At 63.4% G+C, this 16,752-nt stretch carries 18 protein-coding genes; 12 read left to right on the top strand and 6 right to left on the bottom strand.

The window, feature by feature from the left end:
* Positions 1-147 precede the first annotated feature (147 nt).
* From CDV49_RS14695 to CDV49_RS14680, 4 genes are all read left to right on the top strand, one after another.
* On the top strand, positions 148-657 hold the full coding sequence (locus CDV49_RS14695) for a peptidylprolyl isomerase (protein WP_035740777.1): 510 nt from the start codon (positions 148-150) through the stop codon (positions 655-657).
* Entirely contained in the window at positions 650-1,282 is a 633-nt protein-coding gene (locus CDV49_RS14690) for a peptidylprolyl isomerase (protein WP_256947357.1), read from the top strand. Before CDV49_RS14695 ends, CDV49_RS14690 begins: the two co-directional genes overlap by 8 nt.
* An 86-nt stretch (positions 1,283-1,368) precedes the next feature.
* Positions 1,369-1,686 carry a TraR/DksA family transcriptional regulator gene (locus tag CDV49_RS14685; protein WP_088216171.1) on the top strand — a complete coding sequence of 106 codons (318 nt, stop codon included), beginning with the start codon at positions 1,369-1,371 and terminating at the stop codon, positions 1,684-1,686.
* A 62-nt stretch (positions 1,687-1,748) separates the two neighbouring features.
* Complete coding sequence (locus CDV49_RS14680) at positions 1,749-3,104, top strand: MATE family efflux transporter (RefSeq protein ID WP_088216170.1); 1,356 nt, start codon at positions 1,749-1,751, stop codon at positions 3,102-3,104.
* A 30-nt stretch (positions 3,105-3,134) separates the two neighbouring features.
* Here CDV49_RS14680 and CDV49_RS14675 read toward each other — a convergent pair whose 3' ends face one another.
* Together CDV49_RS14675 and CDV49_RS14670 are read right to left on the bottom strand one after the other, a co-directional pair.
* Positions 3,135-4,493, bottom strand: a complete 1,359-nt coding sequence (locus CDV49_RS14675) for a dicarboxylate/amino acid:cation symporter (protein ID WP_088216169.1) — start codon at positions 4,491-4,493, stop codon at positions 3,135-3,137.
* Between the two features lie 215 nt (positions 4,494-4,708).
* Positions 4,709-5,911: a pyridoxal phosphate-dependent aminotransferase gene (locus tag CDV49_RS14670; RefSeq protein ID WP_035740783.1), complete on the bottom strand. Its 1,203-nt coding sequence runs from the start codon at positions 5,909-5,911 to the stop codon at positions 4,709-4,711.
* Between the two features lie 76 nt (positions 5,912-5,987).
* Here CDV49_RS14670 and CDV49_RS14665 point away from each other — a divergent pair, with 76 nt between their 5' ends.
* On the top strand, positions 5,988-6,254 hold the full coding sequence (locus tag CDV49_RS14665; protein WP_088216270.1) for an FAD assembly factor SdhE: 267 nt from the start codon (positions 5,988-5,990) through the stop codon (positions 6,252-6,254).
* Between the two features lie 78 nt (positions 6,255-6,332).
* Positions 6,333-6,833 carry a MarR family winged helix-turn-helix transcriptional regulator gene (locus CDV49_RS14660; protein ID WP_088216168.1) on the top strand — a complete coding sequence of 167 codons (501 nt, stop codon included), beginning with the start codon at positions 6,333-6,335 and terminating at the stop codon, positions 6,831-6,833.
* 4 nt (positions 6,834-6,837) lie between these two features.
* Here the strand turns inward: CDV49_RS14660 and CDV49_RS14655 are convergent, their stop codons facing one another.
* Positions 6,838-7,260, bottom strand: coding sequence for a VOC family protein (locus tag CDV49_RS14655; protein WP_088216167.1), 423 nt, complete (start codon positions 7,258-7,260; stop codon positions 6,838-6,840).
* A 135-nt stretch (positions 7,261-7,395) separates the two neighbouring features.
* Between CDV49_RS14655 and thyX the strand changes: the two genes are divergently transcribed.
* Together thyX and CDV49_RS14645 are read left to right on the top strand one after the other, a co-directional pair.
* Entirely contained in the window at positions 7,396-8,310 is a 915-nt protein-coding gene (gene thyX, locus CDV49_RS14650) for an FAD-dependent thymidylate synthase (protein WP_088216166.1), read from the top strand.
* Positions 8,310-8,630: an arsenate reductase family protein gene (locus CDV49_RS14645; RefSeq protein ID WP_088216269.1), complete on the top strand. Its 321-nt coding sequence runs from the start codon at positions 8,310-8,312 to the stop codon at positions 8,628-8,630. The genes thyX and CDV49_RS14645 overlap by 1 nt, the downstream gene beginning before the upstream one ends.
* A 252-nt stretch (positions 8,631-8,882) precedes the next feature.
* On the opposite strand, the gene CDV49_RS14640 is transcribed toward CDV49_RS14645, so the two are convergent.
* A complete protein-coding gene (locus CDV49_RS14640) occupies positions 8,883-9,089 on the bottom strand; it encodes a cold-shock protein (protein WP_035706451.1) in 207 nt (68 codons plus the stop codon).
* 188 nt (positions 9,090-9,277) lie between these two features.
* Positions 9,278-11,242 (bottom strand): threonine--tRNA ligase, encoded by a 1,965-nt coding sequence (thrS, locus tag CDV49_RS14635; protein ID WP_088216165.1) that lies wholly within the window; start codon positions 11,240-11,242, stop codon positions 9,278-9,280.
* A 146-nt stretch (positions 11,243-11,388) separates the two neighbouring features.
* Here thrS and CDV49_RS14630 point away from each other — a divergent pair, with 146 nt between their 5' ends.
* Both CDV49_RS14630 and CDV49_RS14625 read left to right on the top strand, forming a co-directional pair.
* Entirely contained in the window at positions 11,389-11,946 is a 558-nt protein-coding gene (locus CDV49_RS14630; protein WP_088216164.1) for a cysteine hydrolase family protein, read from the top strand.
* A gap of 61 nt (positions 11,947-12,007) precedes the next feature.
* Positions 12,008-12,745 carry an alpha/beta hydrolase gene (locus CDV49_RS14625; protein WP_088216268.1) on the top strand — a complete coding sequence of 246 codons (738 nt, stop codon included), beginning with the start codon at positions 12,008-12,010 and terminating at the stop codon, positions 12,743-12,745.
* Positions 12,746-12,790: 45 nt separating this feature from the next.
* On the opposite strand, the gene phaZ is transcribed toward CDV49_RS14625, so the two are convergent.
* Positions 12,791-14,119: a polyhydroxyalkanoate depolymerase gene (phaZ, locus tag CDV49_RS14620; RefSeq protein WP_088216267.1), complete on the bottom strand. Its 1,329-nt coding sequence runs from the start codon at positions 14,117-14,119 to the stop codon at positions 12,791-12,793.
* Between the two features lie 206 nt (positions 14,120-14,325).
* Here phaZ and CDV49_RS14615 point away from each other — a divergent pair, with 206 nt between their 5' ends.
* Positions 14,326-16,080, top strand: a complete 1,755-nt coding sequence (locus tag CDV49_RS14615; protein ID WP_256947363.1) for a PHA/PHB synthase family protein — start codon at positions 14,326-14,328, stop codon at positions 16,078-16,080.
* A gap of 117 nt (positions 16,081-16,197) precedes the next feature.
* Positions 16,198-16,662, top strand: coding sequence for a phasin family protein (locus tag CDV49_RS14610; protein ID WP_088216162.1), 465 nt, complete (start codon positions 16,198-16,200; stop codon positions 16,660-16,662).
* Positions 16,663-16,752: the final 90 nt, after the last annotated feature.

The raw sequence follows: 16,752 nt of genomic DNA, 5'->3' as shown, positions 1-16,752 counted from the left end.
CGCAGTGGTCGCCGCGGTATCTCGCCCGAAGGGGTGGTGTGCGTCAACTCGCCCATATGTCTGTGTCGGTGACCGGAGACGACGCTTTACCCTTTTCCTTGCGGGTTCCAGCTACTAGGTTGCGCCCAAAGCCAAGGAGGGCAGGCCATGGCCGAGATCAAGGATCCGGAAAACACAATTATCATCGAGCTGAAGGACGGCCCCGTCGTCATTGAGCTTCTCCCCGATGTCGCTCCCAAACATGCGGAGCGCATGAAGGAACTCGCCCGCGCGGGCAAATACGACGGTGTCGTGTTCCATCGCGTGATCGACGGGTTCATGGCCCAGACGGGCGATGTGGAGAACGGCAACGCGACCGTCGAGACGTTCAACCTGCGGCGCGCGGGCACCGGCGGGTCGGACCTGCCGGACCTTCCGGCGGAATTCTCCCGCCTGCCGCATGATCGTGGAACGCTGGGCGCCGCCCGCGCGATGGACCCGAACTCGGCCAACAGCCAGTTCTTCATCAATTTCAAGGACAACCATTTCCTGAACGGTCAATACACGGTCTATGGCCGCGTGATCGAGGGGATGGAGAACGTGGACAAGATCAAACGGGGCGAGCCGCCGGCAGAGCCGGACCGCATGATCTCCGTCAAGGTCGCCGCGGATGGCTGAGAACGACCTCGTCCGGCGCGGGATGTTCTTCGGGGCGGCGGTTGCCGTCGCCCTTGCGACCTTCGGCACGTTCAGCATCGGCGCGACCTTCCTGGGCCGGGCGGATGCGGCGGCGGAGGATGGTCCCGGCCCGGATCTGGTGATCCAGGTGGAGGGGCAGGCGAAGGGCCGCGTGGTGATCGACCTGCTCCCCGATGTTGCGCCCGAGCATGTCAAACGCATCGTCGCGCTGGCCGAGGCCGGAAATTACGACGGCGTCGTGTTCCACCGGGTCATCGAGGGCTTCATGGCCCAGACCGGCGATGTGCAGTTCGGCAAGCATGCCGGCGATACCTCGCGGGCAGGGATGGGCGGTTCCGACCTGCCGAACCTGCCGGCGGAATTCTCCAACCAGCCGTTCAAGCGCGGCACGGTCGGCATGGCGCGGTCGCAGGATCCCAATTCGGCGAACAGTCAGTTCTTCATCATGTTCGATGACGCTCCGCATCTTGACGGGCAATATACCGTCGTCGGCCGCGTGGTCGAAGGCATGGATGTCGTGAACAAGATCAAGCGCGGCAACAGCAGCCGCAACGGTGTCGTGACCGATCCCGACTGGATGGCCAAGGTCACCGTGGAGAAATAGGCCGCACGGTCATTCGATGCTGGCCATTTGAACCGAAACCCGCCCTGATGCGTTGTCAGGGCGGAATTCTGACAAGGGAGAGCCAGATGAAATCGGATGCCGAACGCCGTACTCAGCTTGATGAACGGCTTGCCGAACTCGAAGACCGCGTCGAGGATATCGACGAGGAAATCGGCTCCGAAGACAGCGATGACTGGGAAGATCAGGCGTCCGAGCGACAGGGCGACGAAGTGCTCACCGGTCTCAGCGAATCCGCGGTGAATGAGATCCGCATGATCAAGGCGGCGCTCAAACGGCTGGACGACGGCGAATACGGCTACTGCACCATCTGCGGGAAGCGTATCTCGGAAGACAGGCTCGACCTCATTCCGGCGACGCCCTTTTGCAAGGACGACGCGCGCTGAGTTACAGCGCCGCACAAAGACGATTGCTCTGATCACGGGCCTCCGATACGGAGGCCCTTGCCATGTCAGACCGCATCCCGATCCTTTCGCATGTCAAGGCGCTGCTTGCGCTTGGTATCCCCCTGATCGGCAGCAATGTCGCGCAGGTGGCGTTGCATGTGAGCAATACGGTGATGCTCGGATGGTATGATGTCACCGCACTGGCGGCGGCGACGCTGGCCACCGCATCCTACGTGGTGTTGTTCTATTTCGGCGCCGGATTTGCGCAGGCCGTGATGCCGCTGGTGGCGGAGGCCGCGGGCACGAGGGATGAAACCACCGCCCGGCGCGTGACCCGGATGGGGATGTGGCTGTCCGTGCTCTACGGCATCCTGCTGCTCCCCGTCATGTTCTGGTCGCGGCCGCTTTTCGGGCTGCTGGGGCAGGATCCGGTGGTTTCCGAGCTGGCGCAGACCTACCTCCGCATCGTAGGCCCGGCGATCATCCCGGCGCTGGTGGTCATGGTGCTGCGCAGCTATCTCGCGGCTCTGGGGCGGACGCAGGTCGTGCTCTGGGTGACGCTTGCGGGGCTTGCGGTGAACATCGTGGCGAACTGGGCGCTGATCTTCGGCAACTGGGGTTTTCCCGAGCTGGGCATCGCGGGGGCGGCGACGGCGTCGGCCCTTGTGCAGCTCGTGACGATGGGGCTGCTGGCCTTCTACGCGGCATGGCTTCCCGAACTGCGCCACAACCGGCTGTTCCAGCGGATCTGGAAGCCCGACTGGCAGGCATTCGGCCGGGTCTTCTGGCTCGGCTGGCCGATCGGGCTGACCAGTCTGGCGGAGTCCAGCCTGTTCACGGCGGCGGCGGTCATGATGGGCTGGATCGGGCCGAAGCCGCTCGCCGCGCATGGCATCGCGATGGAGCTGACCGCGCTTGCCTTCATGCTGCATGTGGGCCTGTCCAACGCGGCCACCGTTCGCACCGGCCGCTTTCTGGGTGAGCGGAACTGGCCGGAACTGCGGCGCGGCGCGGTTGTGGCGCTCTGCCTTTCAGCGATCTGCGGTGTCGGCATCATCGTGACGATCCTGACCATTCCCGGACCGCTGATCGAACTGTTCCTCTCCCCCTCCGAGACGGATCGGGAGGCGATCATCGCCATCGGAACCGCGCTTCTGGCCGCCGCGGCGGTGTTCCAGTTCGGCGATGCGGCGCAGGTAATGGCGCTCGGTCTGTTGCGTGGGGTGCAGGATACGCGGGTGCCCATGTTCATCGCCGGGCTCAGCTACTGGATCGTCGGTGTCCCGGCGAGCTATCTGCTGGGCTTCCATTTCGGGCTGGGGCCGCAGGGGATCTGGTATGGGCTTGCCGTGGGCCTGATCCTGGCCGCGATGCTGCTGCTCCTGCGGTTCTGGACGCGCGCGCTCCGCCGAGAATGAGAAGGCGCGCCAATGGCGCGCCCCTGATGCTCAGTCTTCCGCCAGTACCGCATCCTTCAGACCGGGCGGCATGTGCCCGGTGGGAAGGGGCCGTCCATCGGCCTTGCCGGGATGTCCGCCAAGGGCAGCGTTCAGCTTTTCCGTATCCAGCTCGTTCTCCCACCGTGCAACGACGATGGTGGCGACGGCGTTGCCGATGAAGTTGGTCAGTGCGCGGCATTCCGACATGAACCTGTCCACCCCGAGGATCAGCGTCATCCCGGCGACGGGCACCGAGGGCACCACGGAAAGCGTTGCCGCAAGAGTGATGAAGCCCGCGCCCGTGATCCCCGCAGCGCCCTTGGACGACAGCATCGCCACGGCCAGAAGCAGAAGCTGCTCCCCCCAGCTCAGGTGGATGTCCATCGCCTGCGCGATGAACAGGGCGGCCAGCGTCATGTAGATGTTCGTGCCATCGAGGTTGAACGAGTAACCCGTCGGCACGACCAGACCGACGACGGAACGGGAGGCGCCCGCACGCTCCATCTTCTCCATGAGCGAGGGCAGCGCCGCTTCGGAGGAGGACGTGCCGAGGACGAGCAGCAGCTCCTCCTTCAGATAGGCGATCAGCTTCAGGATGGAGAAGCCGTTGTACCGCGCGACCGCGCCCAGAACGACCAGCACGAAGATCAGCGCGGTGATGTAGAAGACCGCGACCAGGAAGAACAGGTTCACCACCGTGCCGATGCCGTATTTGCCGATGGTGAAGGCCATCGCGCCAAAGGCGCCGATGGGAGCGGCCTTCATCAGGATCGCCACCAGCTTGAACACCGGGACGGTGAGCTGCTGAAGAAACTCGGTCACCGGTCGGCCCAGATCGCCCACCGCCGCCAGCGCCAGCCCGAAAAGGACGGAGATGAACAGCACCTGGAGGATGTCGCCATCCGCGAAGGCGCCGACCAGCGTCGTCGGGATGATGTTCATCAGGAACCCGGTGATGGTCGAATCATGGGCCTTTGCCGCGTATTGCTGCACGGCGGAAGCGTCGAGCGAGGCCGGGTCGATATGCAGGCCAGCCCCGGGATGCAGCGTATTCGCAACGATGAGGCCGATGATGAGCGCCAGCGTGGAGAAGGTCAGGAAGTAGAGCATCGCCTTGCCCGCGACGCGCCCGACCTTCTTCATATCCGTCATCCCGGCGATCCCGGTGGAGACGGTGAGGAAGATCACCGGAGCGATGATCATCTTCACCAGCCGGACGAAGGCATCGCCGAGGGGCTTCAGCTGTTCGCCGAACAGCGGCCAGTAATGGCCGAGCAGGATACCCGCGACGATGGCCACGAGCACCTGAAAATACAGGTGACGATAGAAGGGAAGCGGCTCCGCCGGAGCCGTGGTTGTCGGGTGCATGCTGATCCTCCCATGCGTGTCGCGGGTCGGCCAGGTTCCTCGTCCTTGCCGGTCCCATCCGTCTTGGCGACGGAAATGGATATCAGCCTGCATGCGCGCCGGAGGGGTGCGAATCAATCGGGGCCGGCGGTCAAAACCAGCCGGCCCCAAAGGCGATGGGTGGATCTCCACCCATTATGGATCGGGCAGCGGGTGGAAATCCACCCAATGCGCGCTCAGCGCAGGGAGGCGCAGAAGTCCTTGATCCGCGTGCAGGCTTCTTCGAGCACGGCGTCGGAGGTGGCGTAGCTCACGCGGAAGTTGGGGGACAGGCCGAAGGCCGCGCCGAACACCACGGCCACGCCCTTTTCCTCCAGCAGCGCGGTGGCGAAGGTCTCGTCGTCCACGATCTCCGCCCCGGCGGGGGAGGTCTTGCCGATGCAGCCCGCGACGGAAGGATAGACGTAGAACGCGCCCTCCGGCACCGGGCAGGTGATCCCGTCCGCTTCGTTCAGCATCCTGACCACCAGATCACGGCGCCGCTCGAAGGCGAGGCGGCTCTCCGCGATGTAGTCCTGCGAGCCGTTCAGCGCCTCCACCGCCGCCCACTGGCTGATCGAGCAGGGGTTGGAGGTCGATTGGGACTGCACCTTGCTCATCGCCTTGATGAGCATTTCCGGCCCGCCAGCATAGCCGATCCGCCAGCCGGTCATCGCATAGGCCTTCGACACGCCGTTGCAGGTCAGGGTGCGGTCATAAAGCCCCGGCTCCACCTCGGCGGGCGTGACGAACTTGAAGTCGCCGAACACCAGATGCTCATACATGTCGTCGGTCATCACCCAGACATGCGGATGGCGCATCAGCACGTCGGTCAGCTCCTTCAGCTCCTCCCGGCTGTAGCCTGCCCCGGAAGGGTTGGAGGGCGAGTTGAAGATGAACCACTTGGTCTTGGGTGTGATCGCGGCTTCGAGCTGCTCCCCGGTGATCTTGTAGCCGGTCTGCATCGGGCCTTCGATGAACACCGGCTCGCCGCCTGCAAGCAGCACCATGTCGGGATAGGATACCCAGTAGGGCGCGGGGATGATGACCTCGTCGCCCGCGTTCAGCGTGGCGACCAGCGCATTGTAGAGCACCTGCTTGCCGCCCGTGCTCACCGTTATCTGCGAGGGTTTGTAGCTCAGGCCGTTTTCCCGCTCGAACTTGGCGCAGATCGCCTTCTTGAGCTCGGGGATACCGTCCACGGCGGTGTATTTGGTCTTGCCCTCGTCAATCGCGCGCTTGGCGGCGTTCTTGATGTTCTCGGGCGTGTCGAAATCCGGCTCCCCCTGCGACAGGCCGATGATGTCGCGGCCTTGCGCCGCAAGCTCGCGCGCGAGGTTTGACACGGCGATCGTGGGGGAGGGTTTGACGCGGTCGAGCGTTTCCGACAGGAAGGGCATGGCGGGGCTCCGGCTGGGAAGGGTCGGCCCGCTTTAGGGCGCGCCGTGCGTCCGATCAAGGCCGAAGAGGATGATCATGACCGAGACCCGTGAAAACCGGCTGAAACGCCTCAGGATGCGGTCATGGCGGCGCGGGATGAAGGAGATGGACCTGATTCTCGGCCCCTGGGCGGATGGCGCTCTGGAGGGTCTGTCGCCAGAGGATCTCGACCTGCTGGAGAACCTGCTGGAGGAGAACGATCAGGATCTCTACCGCTGGGTCGTCTCGGGCGGAGCGCCGGAGACGCTTTCCCCGCTGCTCGACCGGATCGCCGCCCATGCTCACGCGCGGTTTCGCGGCTGACGCGGGGCGGACGCCTCCTTAACCGGATATTGGTAATTCGTGTCCATTCTGCTGCAAATGCGACAGACGGAGCGAGACATGACCATCGTCCAGAAACTGCCCCAGCCGCCCACGGATGACCTGCCGTTCACCGGCTATCTCGACATCCTGAGCCTGATCGAACGGCTGCACCGCCTGCTGCTCGATGTCATCAAGGATGAGTTCGAGCGGGTCGGCGTGATGGAGATCAACGCGGTGCAGGCCCTGCTGCTGTTCAACATCGGTGAGAACGAGGTGACTGCGGGGGAACTGAAAAGCCGCGGCTACTATCAGGGCTCCAACGTGAGCTACAATCTGAAGAAGCTCGTAGAGACGGGCTACATGCACCATCAGCGCTCGCAAATGGACCGCCGTTCGGTGCGGGTGAGCCTCACGCCGAAGGGGCGTGAGGTGCGGAAGGCGATGGAGGACCTTTTCGCCCGTCACGTGGACGGGTTGGAAGCGCGGGGCCGGGTGGATGCGCAGGGTCTGCGCTCCACCGGAGAGGCGCTCCGCCGGATGGAGCGGTACTGGACGGACCAGATCCGCTATATCTACTGAGCGCTTACCAGTGCCCGGTGCTCGGCATGGATGCCCAGGGTTCCGCCGGAGCCAGCGGCTCGCCCGCCTGAAGAAGCTCGATGGAGACATTGTCGGGGCTGCGCACGAAGGCCATGCGCCCGTCGCGCGGCGGTCGGTTGACGGTCACGCCCTGATCCATCAGCTTCTGGCAGAGCGCGTAGATATCCTCCACCTCGTAGGCAAGATGGCCGAAGTGGCGGCTGTCGGAGGGAAGATCGGCGTCGCCGTCCCAGTTCCAGGTCAGTTCGACCGGCGCCTGTTCATCTCCCGGCGCGGCCATGAACACCAGGCTGAACCGTCCCTTGTCATTGTCGATGCGCCGGATTTCCCGCAGCCCGAGCAGGCCATAGAAGGCCATAGACTTTTCGAGATCCAGCACCCGGACCATCGTATGCAGATATTTCATATCGTCTCCTTGCGTAGTGCCTGAAACTAGCGCAGTCGGCTCCGGTCTGGAAGTCGGCTTGCCGGGGCGCGTCACGGGGGCTATGGTCTCCACGTTCCCACCATATCTTGTGGCCATTCTATCGGAGACCCCATCATGCCGATCAATCCCGACCAGCAATCCCAGATCGATGCGCTGCGTGCCACCCCGCGTCAGACGCTGCGCGCTGTGTCGGAGGGGATGGAGAAGCACCTCTACCTTGCCCATGAGGTGCTCGACCACGGCTTCGTGCGCGTAGTGGATTACATGGGCGACGATGCCGCTATCGTGCAGGCCGCCCGTGTGAGCTACGGCGCAGGCACCAAGGCCACGCGGGACGATGCGGGGCTGATCCGCTATCTCATGCGCCACTGGCACTCCACGCCGTTCGAGATGTGCGAGGTGAAGCTGCATGTGAAGCTTCCGATCTTCGTGGCGCGCCAGTGGATCCGGCACCGGACGGCCAATGTGAACGAATATTCCGGCCGCTACTCGATCCTGGACAGGGAGTTCTACATTCCCGCGCCCGAGCATCTGGCCGCGCAGTCGCGCAAGAACCATCAGGGCCGCGATCAGGTGCTGGAGGGGGAGGAGGCCGAGCGCGTGCTTTCCTTGCTCAAGGAGGATGCGGGCCGCGCCTATGACCATTACGAGGCGATGTTGAGCGAGGAGGGGCAGCAGGGTCTCGCCCGCGAGTTGGCCCGCATGAACCTGCCCGCAAACATCTATACCCAGTGGTACTGGAAGACCGACCTGCACAACCTCTTCCACTTCCTGCGGCTTCGCGCTGATTCGCACGCGCAATATGAAATCCGGGTCTATGCCGATGCGATCTGCCGCATCGTTGCGGACTGGGTTCCGCATGCTTATGCGGCGTTCGAGGATTACCGCATGGGGGCGGTTCAGCTTTCGGCGAAAGGCGTCGATGTGTTGCAGCGCCGCCTGCGGGGGGAGACGGTCACCCAGGAAACCTCCGGCATGTCCAAGGGCGAATGGCGGGAGTTCGCCGCCGTCTGGGGAGAGGCGGAGTGATCACCCTTTACGGCATTTCCACCTGCGACACCTGCCGCAAGGCGCTGGCGAGCCTGCGGGAGAGGGAGGACGTCACCTTTCACGATATTCGCAAGCAACCGCTCTCCGGCATGGAGATCGGGCGCTTTCTGACAGCCTTCGGGGACAAGCTCGTCAACAGGGCCTCGACGACATGGCGCGGCCTGTCGGAGGAAGAGCGTGGCCAGTCTCCGCAGGCGCTCCTCGCCGCACATCCGGCCCTCATGAAACGGCCGGTGATAGAGGGCGGGGATCGCCTGACCCTTGGCTGGCAGGAAGACGTGCGGAAGCTCTGGCTCTGACGCTTGCCCACCTCAACGGCAGGCACCGGGAACGGGCCCGTAGTTACCTGCCTGCCGCGGTGACTGAAGACCAAGGCTTTTCCAGGACGGGCCGGCGTTCGGGGCAGCCAGGCTCGCGGGTTGCTCCTGCATCTGCAGGAGGTCCGGGGCGGGCGTCGGTTTCCCAGCCGGCCGCGGACTGCAAGCCACGAATGGGAACGGCCCGGAACCGCATGACGCGTGTTCCGGGCCGCCCGAATGATGGTGGCGCTGTTAGAGCAGGCGCAGGTCCGAAGCCGACGAACGCCCGTCGCGGCCGGATTGAAGTTCGTAGCCGATCTTCTGGTTGTCGTTCAGGCCTTTCAGCCCGGCACGTTCAACGGCCGAGATATGCACGAACACATCTTTGCCGCCATCGTCCGGGGCGATGAAGCCATAGCCCTTCGTCGTATTGAACCATTTCACGGTGCCAGTCGGCATTCCGTCTCTCCTTTTAGAACTCCCGACGCGGGACTGCGGCGGGCCGTGCTGCCGGGTCTTCCAAGTCTCCGGCTGCCTGGGTCATCAGGAGGCGGTCGCAGAAAGTCCGTTGTCACGGACAGAAGGAATGACTCATCCCCCGCCAAAATCAAGACGGTTTCTGCACAAGGTCGTTGGGCGCGCGGCTTTTAGCCCTGCGCCGGGGGGCTCGCAAGGTCGGGCGCGAGGGCTTCCCTCGCAAGTTGTTCCACCGCCGCATCAAGCGCCAGCGACTCGCTCCGGTTCTCGCCCAGACGACGGAGGGAGACCGTGCGCTCTTCCACTTCCTTCATCCCGATGGCCAGAATGACAGGCACCTTGCCAACCGAATGCTCGCGGACCTTGTAATTGATCTTCTCGTTGCGGGTATCCGCTTCCGCCCGAAGTCCGGCAGCGCGGAGAGATTCAACGATCTCAATTACATAATCATCGGCATCCGACACGATAGAGGCGACCACCACCTGCCGGGGTGCAAGCCAGAACGGCAGCTTGCCCGCGTAGTTCTCGATCAGGATGCCGATGAACCGCTCGAACGACCCCAGAATCGCGCGGTGCAGCATGTAGGGACGGTGTTTGCCGCCGTCCTCGCCCACGTATTCCGCGCCAAGGCGCGTGGGCAGGTTGGGATCGACCTGGAAGGTGCCGCACTGCCACTCCCGCCCGATGGCGTCGGTCAGTTTGAAGTCGAGCTTCGGCCCATAGAACGCGCCTTCGCCCGGATCGACGACATAGGGCACGCCCACATGCCGGATCGCCGATTCGAGCGCGTTCTCCACCTTGTCCCAAGTCTCGTCTGATCCGATTCGCACATCCGGCCGGGTAGAGAGCTTGATGTCGAACTTCTCGAAGCCGAGGTCGCGATAGACGGAGGCCAGCAGCGCGATGAAGCTCGCGCATTCCGCCTCGATCTGATCCTCGGTGCAGAAGATATGCGCGTCGTCCTGGGTGAAGCCGCGCACCCGCATCAGCCCGTGCATCGAACCCGAAGACTCGAACCGGTGGCAGGAGCCGAACTCCGCCAGCCGGAGAGGCAGGTCGCGGTAGGACTTCAGGCCCTGATTGTAGACCTGCACGTGGCAGGGGCAGTTCATCGGCTTCAGCGCATTGATGCGCCGTTCCTTGTGTTCATCCTCGTCCACCTCGACGATGAACATGTTCTCGCGGTAGGCTTCCCAGTGGCCGGATTTCTCCCACAGCACACGGTCCACCACCTGTGGCGTGCGAATTTCGCGGTAGTCCGCACGGGCCAGCCTGCGGCGCATGTAGTCTTCCAGCGTGCGGTAGATCGTCCAGCCGTTCGGGTGCCAGAACACCATGCCGGGTGCTTCCTCCTGAAGATGGAACAGGTCCATCTCTTTGCCCAGCCGCCGGTGGTCGCGCTTCGCCGCTTCCTCCAGCATGGTGACATAGGCTTTCAGGTCGTCGCGGTTGCGGAAAGCGACACCGTAGATTCGCTGGAGCTGCTTGTTGTTCGAATCACCGCGCCAGTAGGCTCCGGCGACCGACATCAGCTTGAACGCATCCGGCGGCACCTGCCCGGTGTTCTGGAGATGCGGGCCGCGGCAGAGGTCCTGCCAGTGGCCGTGCCAGTACATGCGGATCTTCTGCTCTTCCGGGATCGCCTCGACCAGCTCGACCTTGAACGGTTCGTGGCGTTCCTCGTAGTAGGCGATGGCGCGCGCGCGGTCCCAGACCTCCGTCTTCACCGGGTCGCGGAGCGCGATGATCTCCTTCATCCGCTTCTCGATGGCGCCCAGATCTTCCGGGGTAAAAGGGTCCTCCCGGTCGAAGTCGTAATACCAGCCGTTCTGGATTACGGGGCCGATGGTGACCTTCACCTCCGGCCACAGCTCCTGAACCGCGCGCGCCATGATATGCGCAAGGTCATGCCGGATCAGTTCCAGCGCCTGCGCCTGATCCTGCATAGTATGGATCTCGATGGCGGCATCGAACTCGATCGGCCATTGCAGGTCGAAATGCGCCCCGTTCACCGTGGCCGAGATCGCCTTCTTGGCCAGCGAGTTGGAGATGGAGGCCGCGACCTCGCCCGGCGTGGTGCCGGCGGGGTAGTCGCGCTTCGATCCATCGGGAAAGGACAGGGAAATCTGGGCCATGAAAGGCTCTCCTCGTCGGTCTGGCGCCCACGGAACGCCCGGTTGCGGGTTGTCCCGTCTCTCTAGGGCCGCGCTGCGCGGGATGTCAACCGCATGGCGAAAGGCGTCTGCCATGCTATGACGGAGACAACAGAGGAGGAGAGATCATGGGCGAAGTGGCCTTGCTGATCGTCGACATGCAGAACGACTACTTTCCCGGCGGGCGCTGGCCGCTGGAGGGAGTGGAGGAGGCCGCAGCGCGCGGCGCGGGTCTTCTCGCCGCCTTTCGCGCAGCAGGGGAGCCCGTGATCCATATTCGCCACGAATCGACGCGGGAGCCTTCGCCCTTCTTCACTCCGGGAACCCCGGGGGCGGAGATCCATCCGGCTCTCGCACCCGAGCGGGGGGAGGCCATCATCGTGAAGAACTTCCCCAACAGCTTTCGGAGCACGGGTCTTCATGAAGTGCTGGAGGGCTGGCGCGCGGAGCATCTGGTGATCGTGGGGGCGATGACGCACATGTGCATCGACGCAACCGTTCGTGCGGCCGCCGATCTTGGTTACCGGGTGACCGTCGCGGGAGACGCCTGCGCCACACGCGCGCTGGAGTTCCGTGGCAGGGAAGTGTCTGCGGAGGAGGTGCAGGCGGCCTTCCTTGCCGCTTTGGCATTTGGTTACGCCTCTGTCATCACGGCGGATGAGGCCGCGGGCCTTGTTTCGGCCTGAGAGCTTGCGGCAGGGCGGCGCGGCTGGCATCACGACCCGGAAGGTTTCGGAGGATGCTGCCATGCCCGATCATCTGCTCACGCCGGAGGGCCGCAGGCTCGCTTACAACCGCATCCCCGGTCGCGGGCCGGGTGTTGTGTTTCTGGGCGGCCTGCGGTCCGACATGACGGGGACGAAGGCGCTCTATCTGCAGGATTGGGCGGAAACGCAGGGCCGTGCCTTCCTGCGCTTTGATTATTCAGGCCACGGCCAGTCCTCCGGCACCTTCGAGGAAGGCGCGATCGGCGACTGGTTCGAGGATGCGCGCCATGCGATCAACCAGCTGACGGAGGGGCCGCAGATCATCGTCGGCTCGTCCATGGGGGGGTGGATCGCGCTCCTGCTGGCGCGGTCGATGCCGGAGCGGGTGGCGGGGCTGGTGACAATCGCCGCCGCGCCCGACTTCACCGAGGATGACATGTGGGGGGGCATGAGCGATGCGGAGCGGGAGCTGCTGCTTGCCCGCGGCTATGTCGAGCAGCCCTCCGACTATGACGGGCCCTATCGCATCAGCCGCCGGTTCATAGAGGATGGCAGGGATCGGCTGATCCTCCGAAGCCCGCTGCCGCTGCCGTTTCCCGTCCGTCTCCTGCATGGGACAGGCGATGAAACCGTGCCGTGGGAGCGGGGGATGCGGGTGCTTGAACACGCCAAGGGCGGGGACATCCGGCTGACGCTGGTCAAGGATGCCGATCACCGGTTTTCGACGCCGGAATGCCTCGCCCTCATCACGGCGTCCATAGGCGAGGTGCTCGGGTAGGAGGATGCCGGGCTCAACATACCGCCAGGCAATCCATTGATCCTCTCAGACCGGAACCGTGTCCGGCGCCACACCACTGCCGGCGGAGGGGGAAACCACGCTTGCCTTGCGGCGCGGTGCAGCCTTTGGCTTTGCATCCTGCGGCTTGCCAGCGCGATCCAGAAAATCAAGCACATAGGGGCGGATGTTCTTGCGCCAGGAGGAGCCTGCGAAGATGCCATAATGGCCGGCATTCGGCTCCAGATAATAACCCTTCATCTCCTCTGGCAGGCCGGTGAGCAGGTCGAGCGCGGCCTTGCACTGGCCGGGGGCGGAGATGTCGTCCTTCTCTCCTTCGACGACGATGACCGCTGTCCTGTCGATCTTGCCGATATCCACGTGTTCGCCTTCGATGGTGAAGACATTCCGCGCCACCTCACGATCCTTGAAGATGCGCTCCACCGTGGAAAGGTAGAATTCCGCCGTCATGTCCATGACCGCAAGATATTCGTCGTAGAACCGATTGTGCTGATCGTGGTCGCCAGCGGTGCCCTGTGCGACGGCGAGGATCTGGTTCGTGAACGCCTCCGTATGACGTTCCCGGTTCATCGCGATGAAGGAGGAGAGCTGAAGCAGCCCGGGATAGACCAGCCGCCCCACGCCCGGATATTTGAAGCCGACACGTTCTATGAACAACCGCTCGAGCTGGCCCATGGTGACGCTGTCGCCGAAATCGGTCACTTCGGTCGGTTTTGCCGCCGGATCGATCGGCCCGCCGATGAGCGTCATGGACTGCGGCTGGGCCTCCGGCTCGTGCTGCGCGAGCCAGGCCCCTGCGACAAGCGTCAGCGGGGCGGGCTGGCAGATGGCGATCACATGAATATCCGGCCCGAGATGGCGGATGAAGTCCACGAGCGTGAGGGTGAAATCCTCAACGTCGAACTTGCCCTCGGACACGGGAATGTCGCGGGCATTGCGCCAGTCGGTGACATAGACCTCGCAGTCGGGCAGCAGGCTCGCCACGGTTGAGCGGCACAGCGTCGCGTAGTGGCCGGACATCGGCGCGACGAGAAGCACGCGCCGTGCCATCCGCTCCCGTCCCTCGACCTGAAAATGGACGAGGTCGCAGAACGGTCGCCGCGCGACGACGGTTGTTTCCACCACCAGATCGGTGCCATCCCCGCCCGTGACGGTGCGAATTCCCCAGTCCGGCTTTACGACCATCCGGGAGAAGCTCCGCTCCGCCACCTCTCCCCAGGCCGCCATCAGGGCGAGCGCGGGGTTCGGGATGGGGGCGAGGGCGGGGTAGCTTGCCATGGCGCGGGCCGTTGCGCCCAGCCACTCGCTGGTGTTGCGCAAGGTTTCCATCATGTCATAGCCGGTCATTGTCTTGATCATCGCGCTCTCCTGCCAAGTGCAGCCTGGGGCAATTCGTCGCTTCCCCCCCAGTTTGGGCGACGCTATGCTTCTTATAAGTCTAGGGGGGAGCCAGGGAGATGACAACGGGAACGCGTGGTCGTTCGCGGACCGGCAAGGCGACGGGGGGGGGTGACGTAACGGAACCCCCGCCGGAACTGACACCAGCGGACCATCTCGAACGCATGAACGAAAGCCTCGCGCGGGTGGAGGAGCTTCGTCAGCGAATGATCGCGGCACTCGCCCGCCGCAAGCCGATGGATCCCGGACTCTCCGGCCCGGGTGGCGATCTCTTCATGAAGGCCGCCACGGGTTACATGGCGGAGATGATGCAAAATCCCGGCCGGATCCTCGAACATCAGATCGGCTACTGGGGCAAGGCCGTCCGTCACTACATGGATGCGCAGCAGGCACTGAACACCGGTCGCCTCACGCCACCCGATGATCGCGGGCCGCGCGACCGGCGCTTTGCCAACCCCCTCTGGGACAGCCATCCGTTCTTCAATTACGTAAAGCAGCAGTATCTGCTTTCGGTGGAAGCAGCGCATCAGGCCGTGGCCGACATGCAGCTTGACGAAAAGGAGCGGCAGAGGGTCGATTTCTTCACGCGGCAGATGCTCGACATGTGGTCGCCTACGAATTTCTTCGGCACCAACCCCGACGCGCTGGAGCGGGCGGTCGCGACGGATGGGGAATCGATCGTCAAGGGAATGGAAAATCTCGTCGCCGATCTGGAGGCGAACGAGGGGGAGCTTCTGGTGACGCTGGCGGACCGGCGGGCTTTTCAGGTGGGCGAAAACCTTGCCACCACCGAGGGCTCCATCGTCTTCCGCAATCGGCTTTTCGAGCTCATCCAGTATTCGCCGAAGACGGAGACGGTGAAGCAGCTTCCTCTCATCATCTTTCCGCCGTGGATCAACAAATACTACATTCTTGACCTCAAGCCGCAGAACTCCTTCATCCGTTGGGTGGTGGGGCAGGGATACACGGTTTTCGTCGTAAGCTGGGTCAACCCGGACGAGTCGCTCGCGGATGCCGGTCTCGATACTTACATCGAGGAAGGCTTCCTGAGAGCGATCGAAACCGTGCGCGACATCACCGGTGAAGAACAGGTGAATGCGGTCGGTTATTGTATTGCTGGCACGACCCTGGCGCTGACGCTGGCATTGCTCCGCAAGCGGGGCCTGAATCCGGTGAAGTCGGCCTCTTTCCTGACGACGCTCACGGATTTCTCCGATCAGGGGGAGTTCACGGCCTTTCTGTCCGACGATTTTGTCGATGCCATCGAACGGCAGGCGTATGAGAAGGGGTATCTGGCCGCCTATTTCATGGCCAAGACCTTTTCCTATCTGCGGGCAAATGATCTGGTCTATGGCCCGGCGATCCGTAGCTACATGATGGGCGATGCGCCTCCGGCGTTTGATCTGCTGTACTGGAACGGAGACTCGACAAATCTGCCTGCTCGAATGGCGACGGAATACCTGCGCTGGCTCTGTCAGGAGAACCGATTCGCTGAGGAGGGCATCCGCCTTTGCGGAGAGGTTCTGACCCTATCCGACGTAACCGTGCCCCTGTGCGCCGTGGCCTGTGAAGCGGATCACATCGCGGCCTGGAAGGCCAGCTTCGCGGGCATCTCCCGCATGGGAAGCGGGGACAAGACCTTTGTGCTTGCGGAATCGGGCCATGTCGCCGGGGTCATCAATCCACCTGGCAAGGACAAGTACGGGCATTACCTCGGGACGGCACCGGAGGGCGCTTCGGAGGAGTGGCGCTCTTCCGCGCAGCGCCATTCCGGGAGCTGGTGGCCGAGCTGGGAAGGCTGGCTTCGTCAGCGTGCCGGAGCGGACGTGGCTGCCCGCTTGCCGGGAACGGGCAACCATCCTGTCCTTGGTGATGCGCCAGGGGAATACGTGCGCGCCAAGGTATCCGCAGGCCAATAACTCCCTGACATACCGGCCTTTTAAATTTTCTGCACCGCAGCGAAAAAAATCTTGAAATGCCGCGGTGCAGAACATACCTTTGGCTCAGCGCGCAGCATAGTATTTGTGGAGGGAAAAATGGCTAAAACTCAGGATTTCACCAAGATGGTGCAGGATATGATGTCGGCATTTCCGGTGGACGCCCATGCGTTCCAGGAAGCATTCAAGACCCAGGCTGCTCTGGGCGAGCGGATGACGAAAGTCGTGCTCGAAGCTGCAGAGAAATCGACGGAGATCTCCAGCCGCTGGACGAAGGAATCGATCGCGAAGGTCGGCGAACTCGCCCGCGTGAAGGAAGAGCCGGGTGATTACTCCAAGGCGCTGTCAGAGTTCGCTTCTTCCTCGGCGGAAATGGCTGCCGAAAATCTGGCGGCCTTTGCCGAAGTGGCGAAGAAAGTGCAGATGGAAACTGTCGAGCTGATGCTTGCCGCTGGCAAGGACATTTCGGAAGACGCGACCGCCGCGGTGAAAAAGGCGACCAGCGAAGCTACGGCTGCTGCTGCCCGCGCTTCGAAAGTGGCACCGACGGCTGTCAAATCCTGATCGGTTTGACAATCTGTTAAGTAAGGACGGGCCATGGCCCGTCCTTTTTCTTTGTGGGAGGAACGAGGCAGGTTTCTTTTTGGAAATCTC

It is taken from the genome of Haematobacter genomosp. 1, assembly GCF_002196855.1.
Taxonomy (GTDB): domain Bacteria; phylum Pseudomonadota; class Alphaproteobacteria; order Rhodobacterales; family Rhodobacteraceae; genus Haematobacter.
Note: the sequence above shows the minus strand (reverse complement) of the source record. Positions and strands in the feature narration are given on the sequence as shown.

Excerpts from the sequence above, each read along its gene's own strand:
- CDV49_RS14695 (WP_035740777.1), top strand. The coding sequence starts at position 148 with ATGGCCGAGATCAAGGATCCGGAAAACACAATTATCATCGAGCTGAAG.
- CDV49_RS14690 (WP_256947357.1), top strand. The coding sequence starts at position 650 with ATGGCTGAGAACGACCTCGTCCGGCGCGGGATGTTCTTCGGGGCGGCG.
- CDV49_RS14685 (WP_088216171.1), top strand. The coding sequence starts at position 1,369 with ATGAAATCGGATGCCGAACGCCGTACTCAGCTTGATGAACGGCTTGCC.
- CDV49_RS14680 (WP_088216170.1), top strand. The coding sequence starts at position 1,749 with ATGTCAGACCGCATCCCGATCCTTTCGCATGTCAAGGCGCTGCTTGCG.
- CDV49_RS14675 (WP_088216169.1), bottom strand. The coding sequence starts at position 4,493 with ATGCACCCGACAACCACGGCTCCGGCGGAGCCGCTTCCCTTCTATCGT.
- CDV49_RS14670 (WP_035740783.1), bottom strand. The coding sequence starts at position 5,911 with ATGCCCTTCCTGTCGGAAACGCTCGACCGCGTCAAACCCTCCCCCACG.
- CDV49_RS14665 (WP_088216270.1), top strand. The coding sequence starts at position 5,988 with ATGACCGAGACCCGTGAAAACCGGCTGAAACGCCTCAGGATGCGGTCA.
- CDV49_RS14660 (WP_088216168.1), top strand. The coding sequence starts at position 6,333 with ATGACCATCGTCCAGAAACTGCCCCAGCCGCCCACGGATGACCTGCCG.
- CDV49_RS14655 (WP_088216167.1), bottom strand. The coding sequence starts at position 7,260 with ATGAAATATCTGCATACGATGGTCCGGGTGCTGGATCTCGAAAAGTCT.
- thyX (WP_088216166.1), top strand. The coding sequence starts at position 7,396 with ATGCCGATCAATCCCGACCAGCAATCCCAGATCGATGCGCTGCGTGCC.
- CDV49_RS14640 (WP_035706451.1), bottom strand. The coding sequence starts at position 9,089 with ATGCCGACTGGCACCGTGAAATGGTTCAATACGACGAAGGGCTATGGC.
- thrS (WP_088216165.1), bottom strand. The coding sequence starts at position 11,242 with ATGGCCCAGATTTCCCTGTCCTTTCCCGATGGATCGAAGCGCGACTAC.
- CDV49_RS14630 (WP_088216164.1), top strand. The coding sequence starts at position 11,389 with ATGGGCGAAGTGGCCTTGCTGATCGTCGACATGCAGAACGACTACTTT.
- CDV49_RS14625 (WP_088216268.1), top strand. The coding sequence starts at position 12,008 with ATGCCCGATCATCTGCTCACGCCGGAGGGCCGCAGGCTCGCTTACAAC.
- CDV49_RS14615 (WP_256947363.1), top strand. The coding sequence starts at position 14,326 with ATGAACGAAAGCCTCGCGCGGGTGGAGGAGCTTCGTCAGCGAATGATC.
- CDV49_RS14610 (WP_088216162.1), top strand. The coding sequence starts at position 16,198 with ATGGCTAAAACTCAGGATTTCACCAAGATGGTGCAGGATATGATGTCG.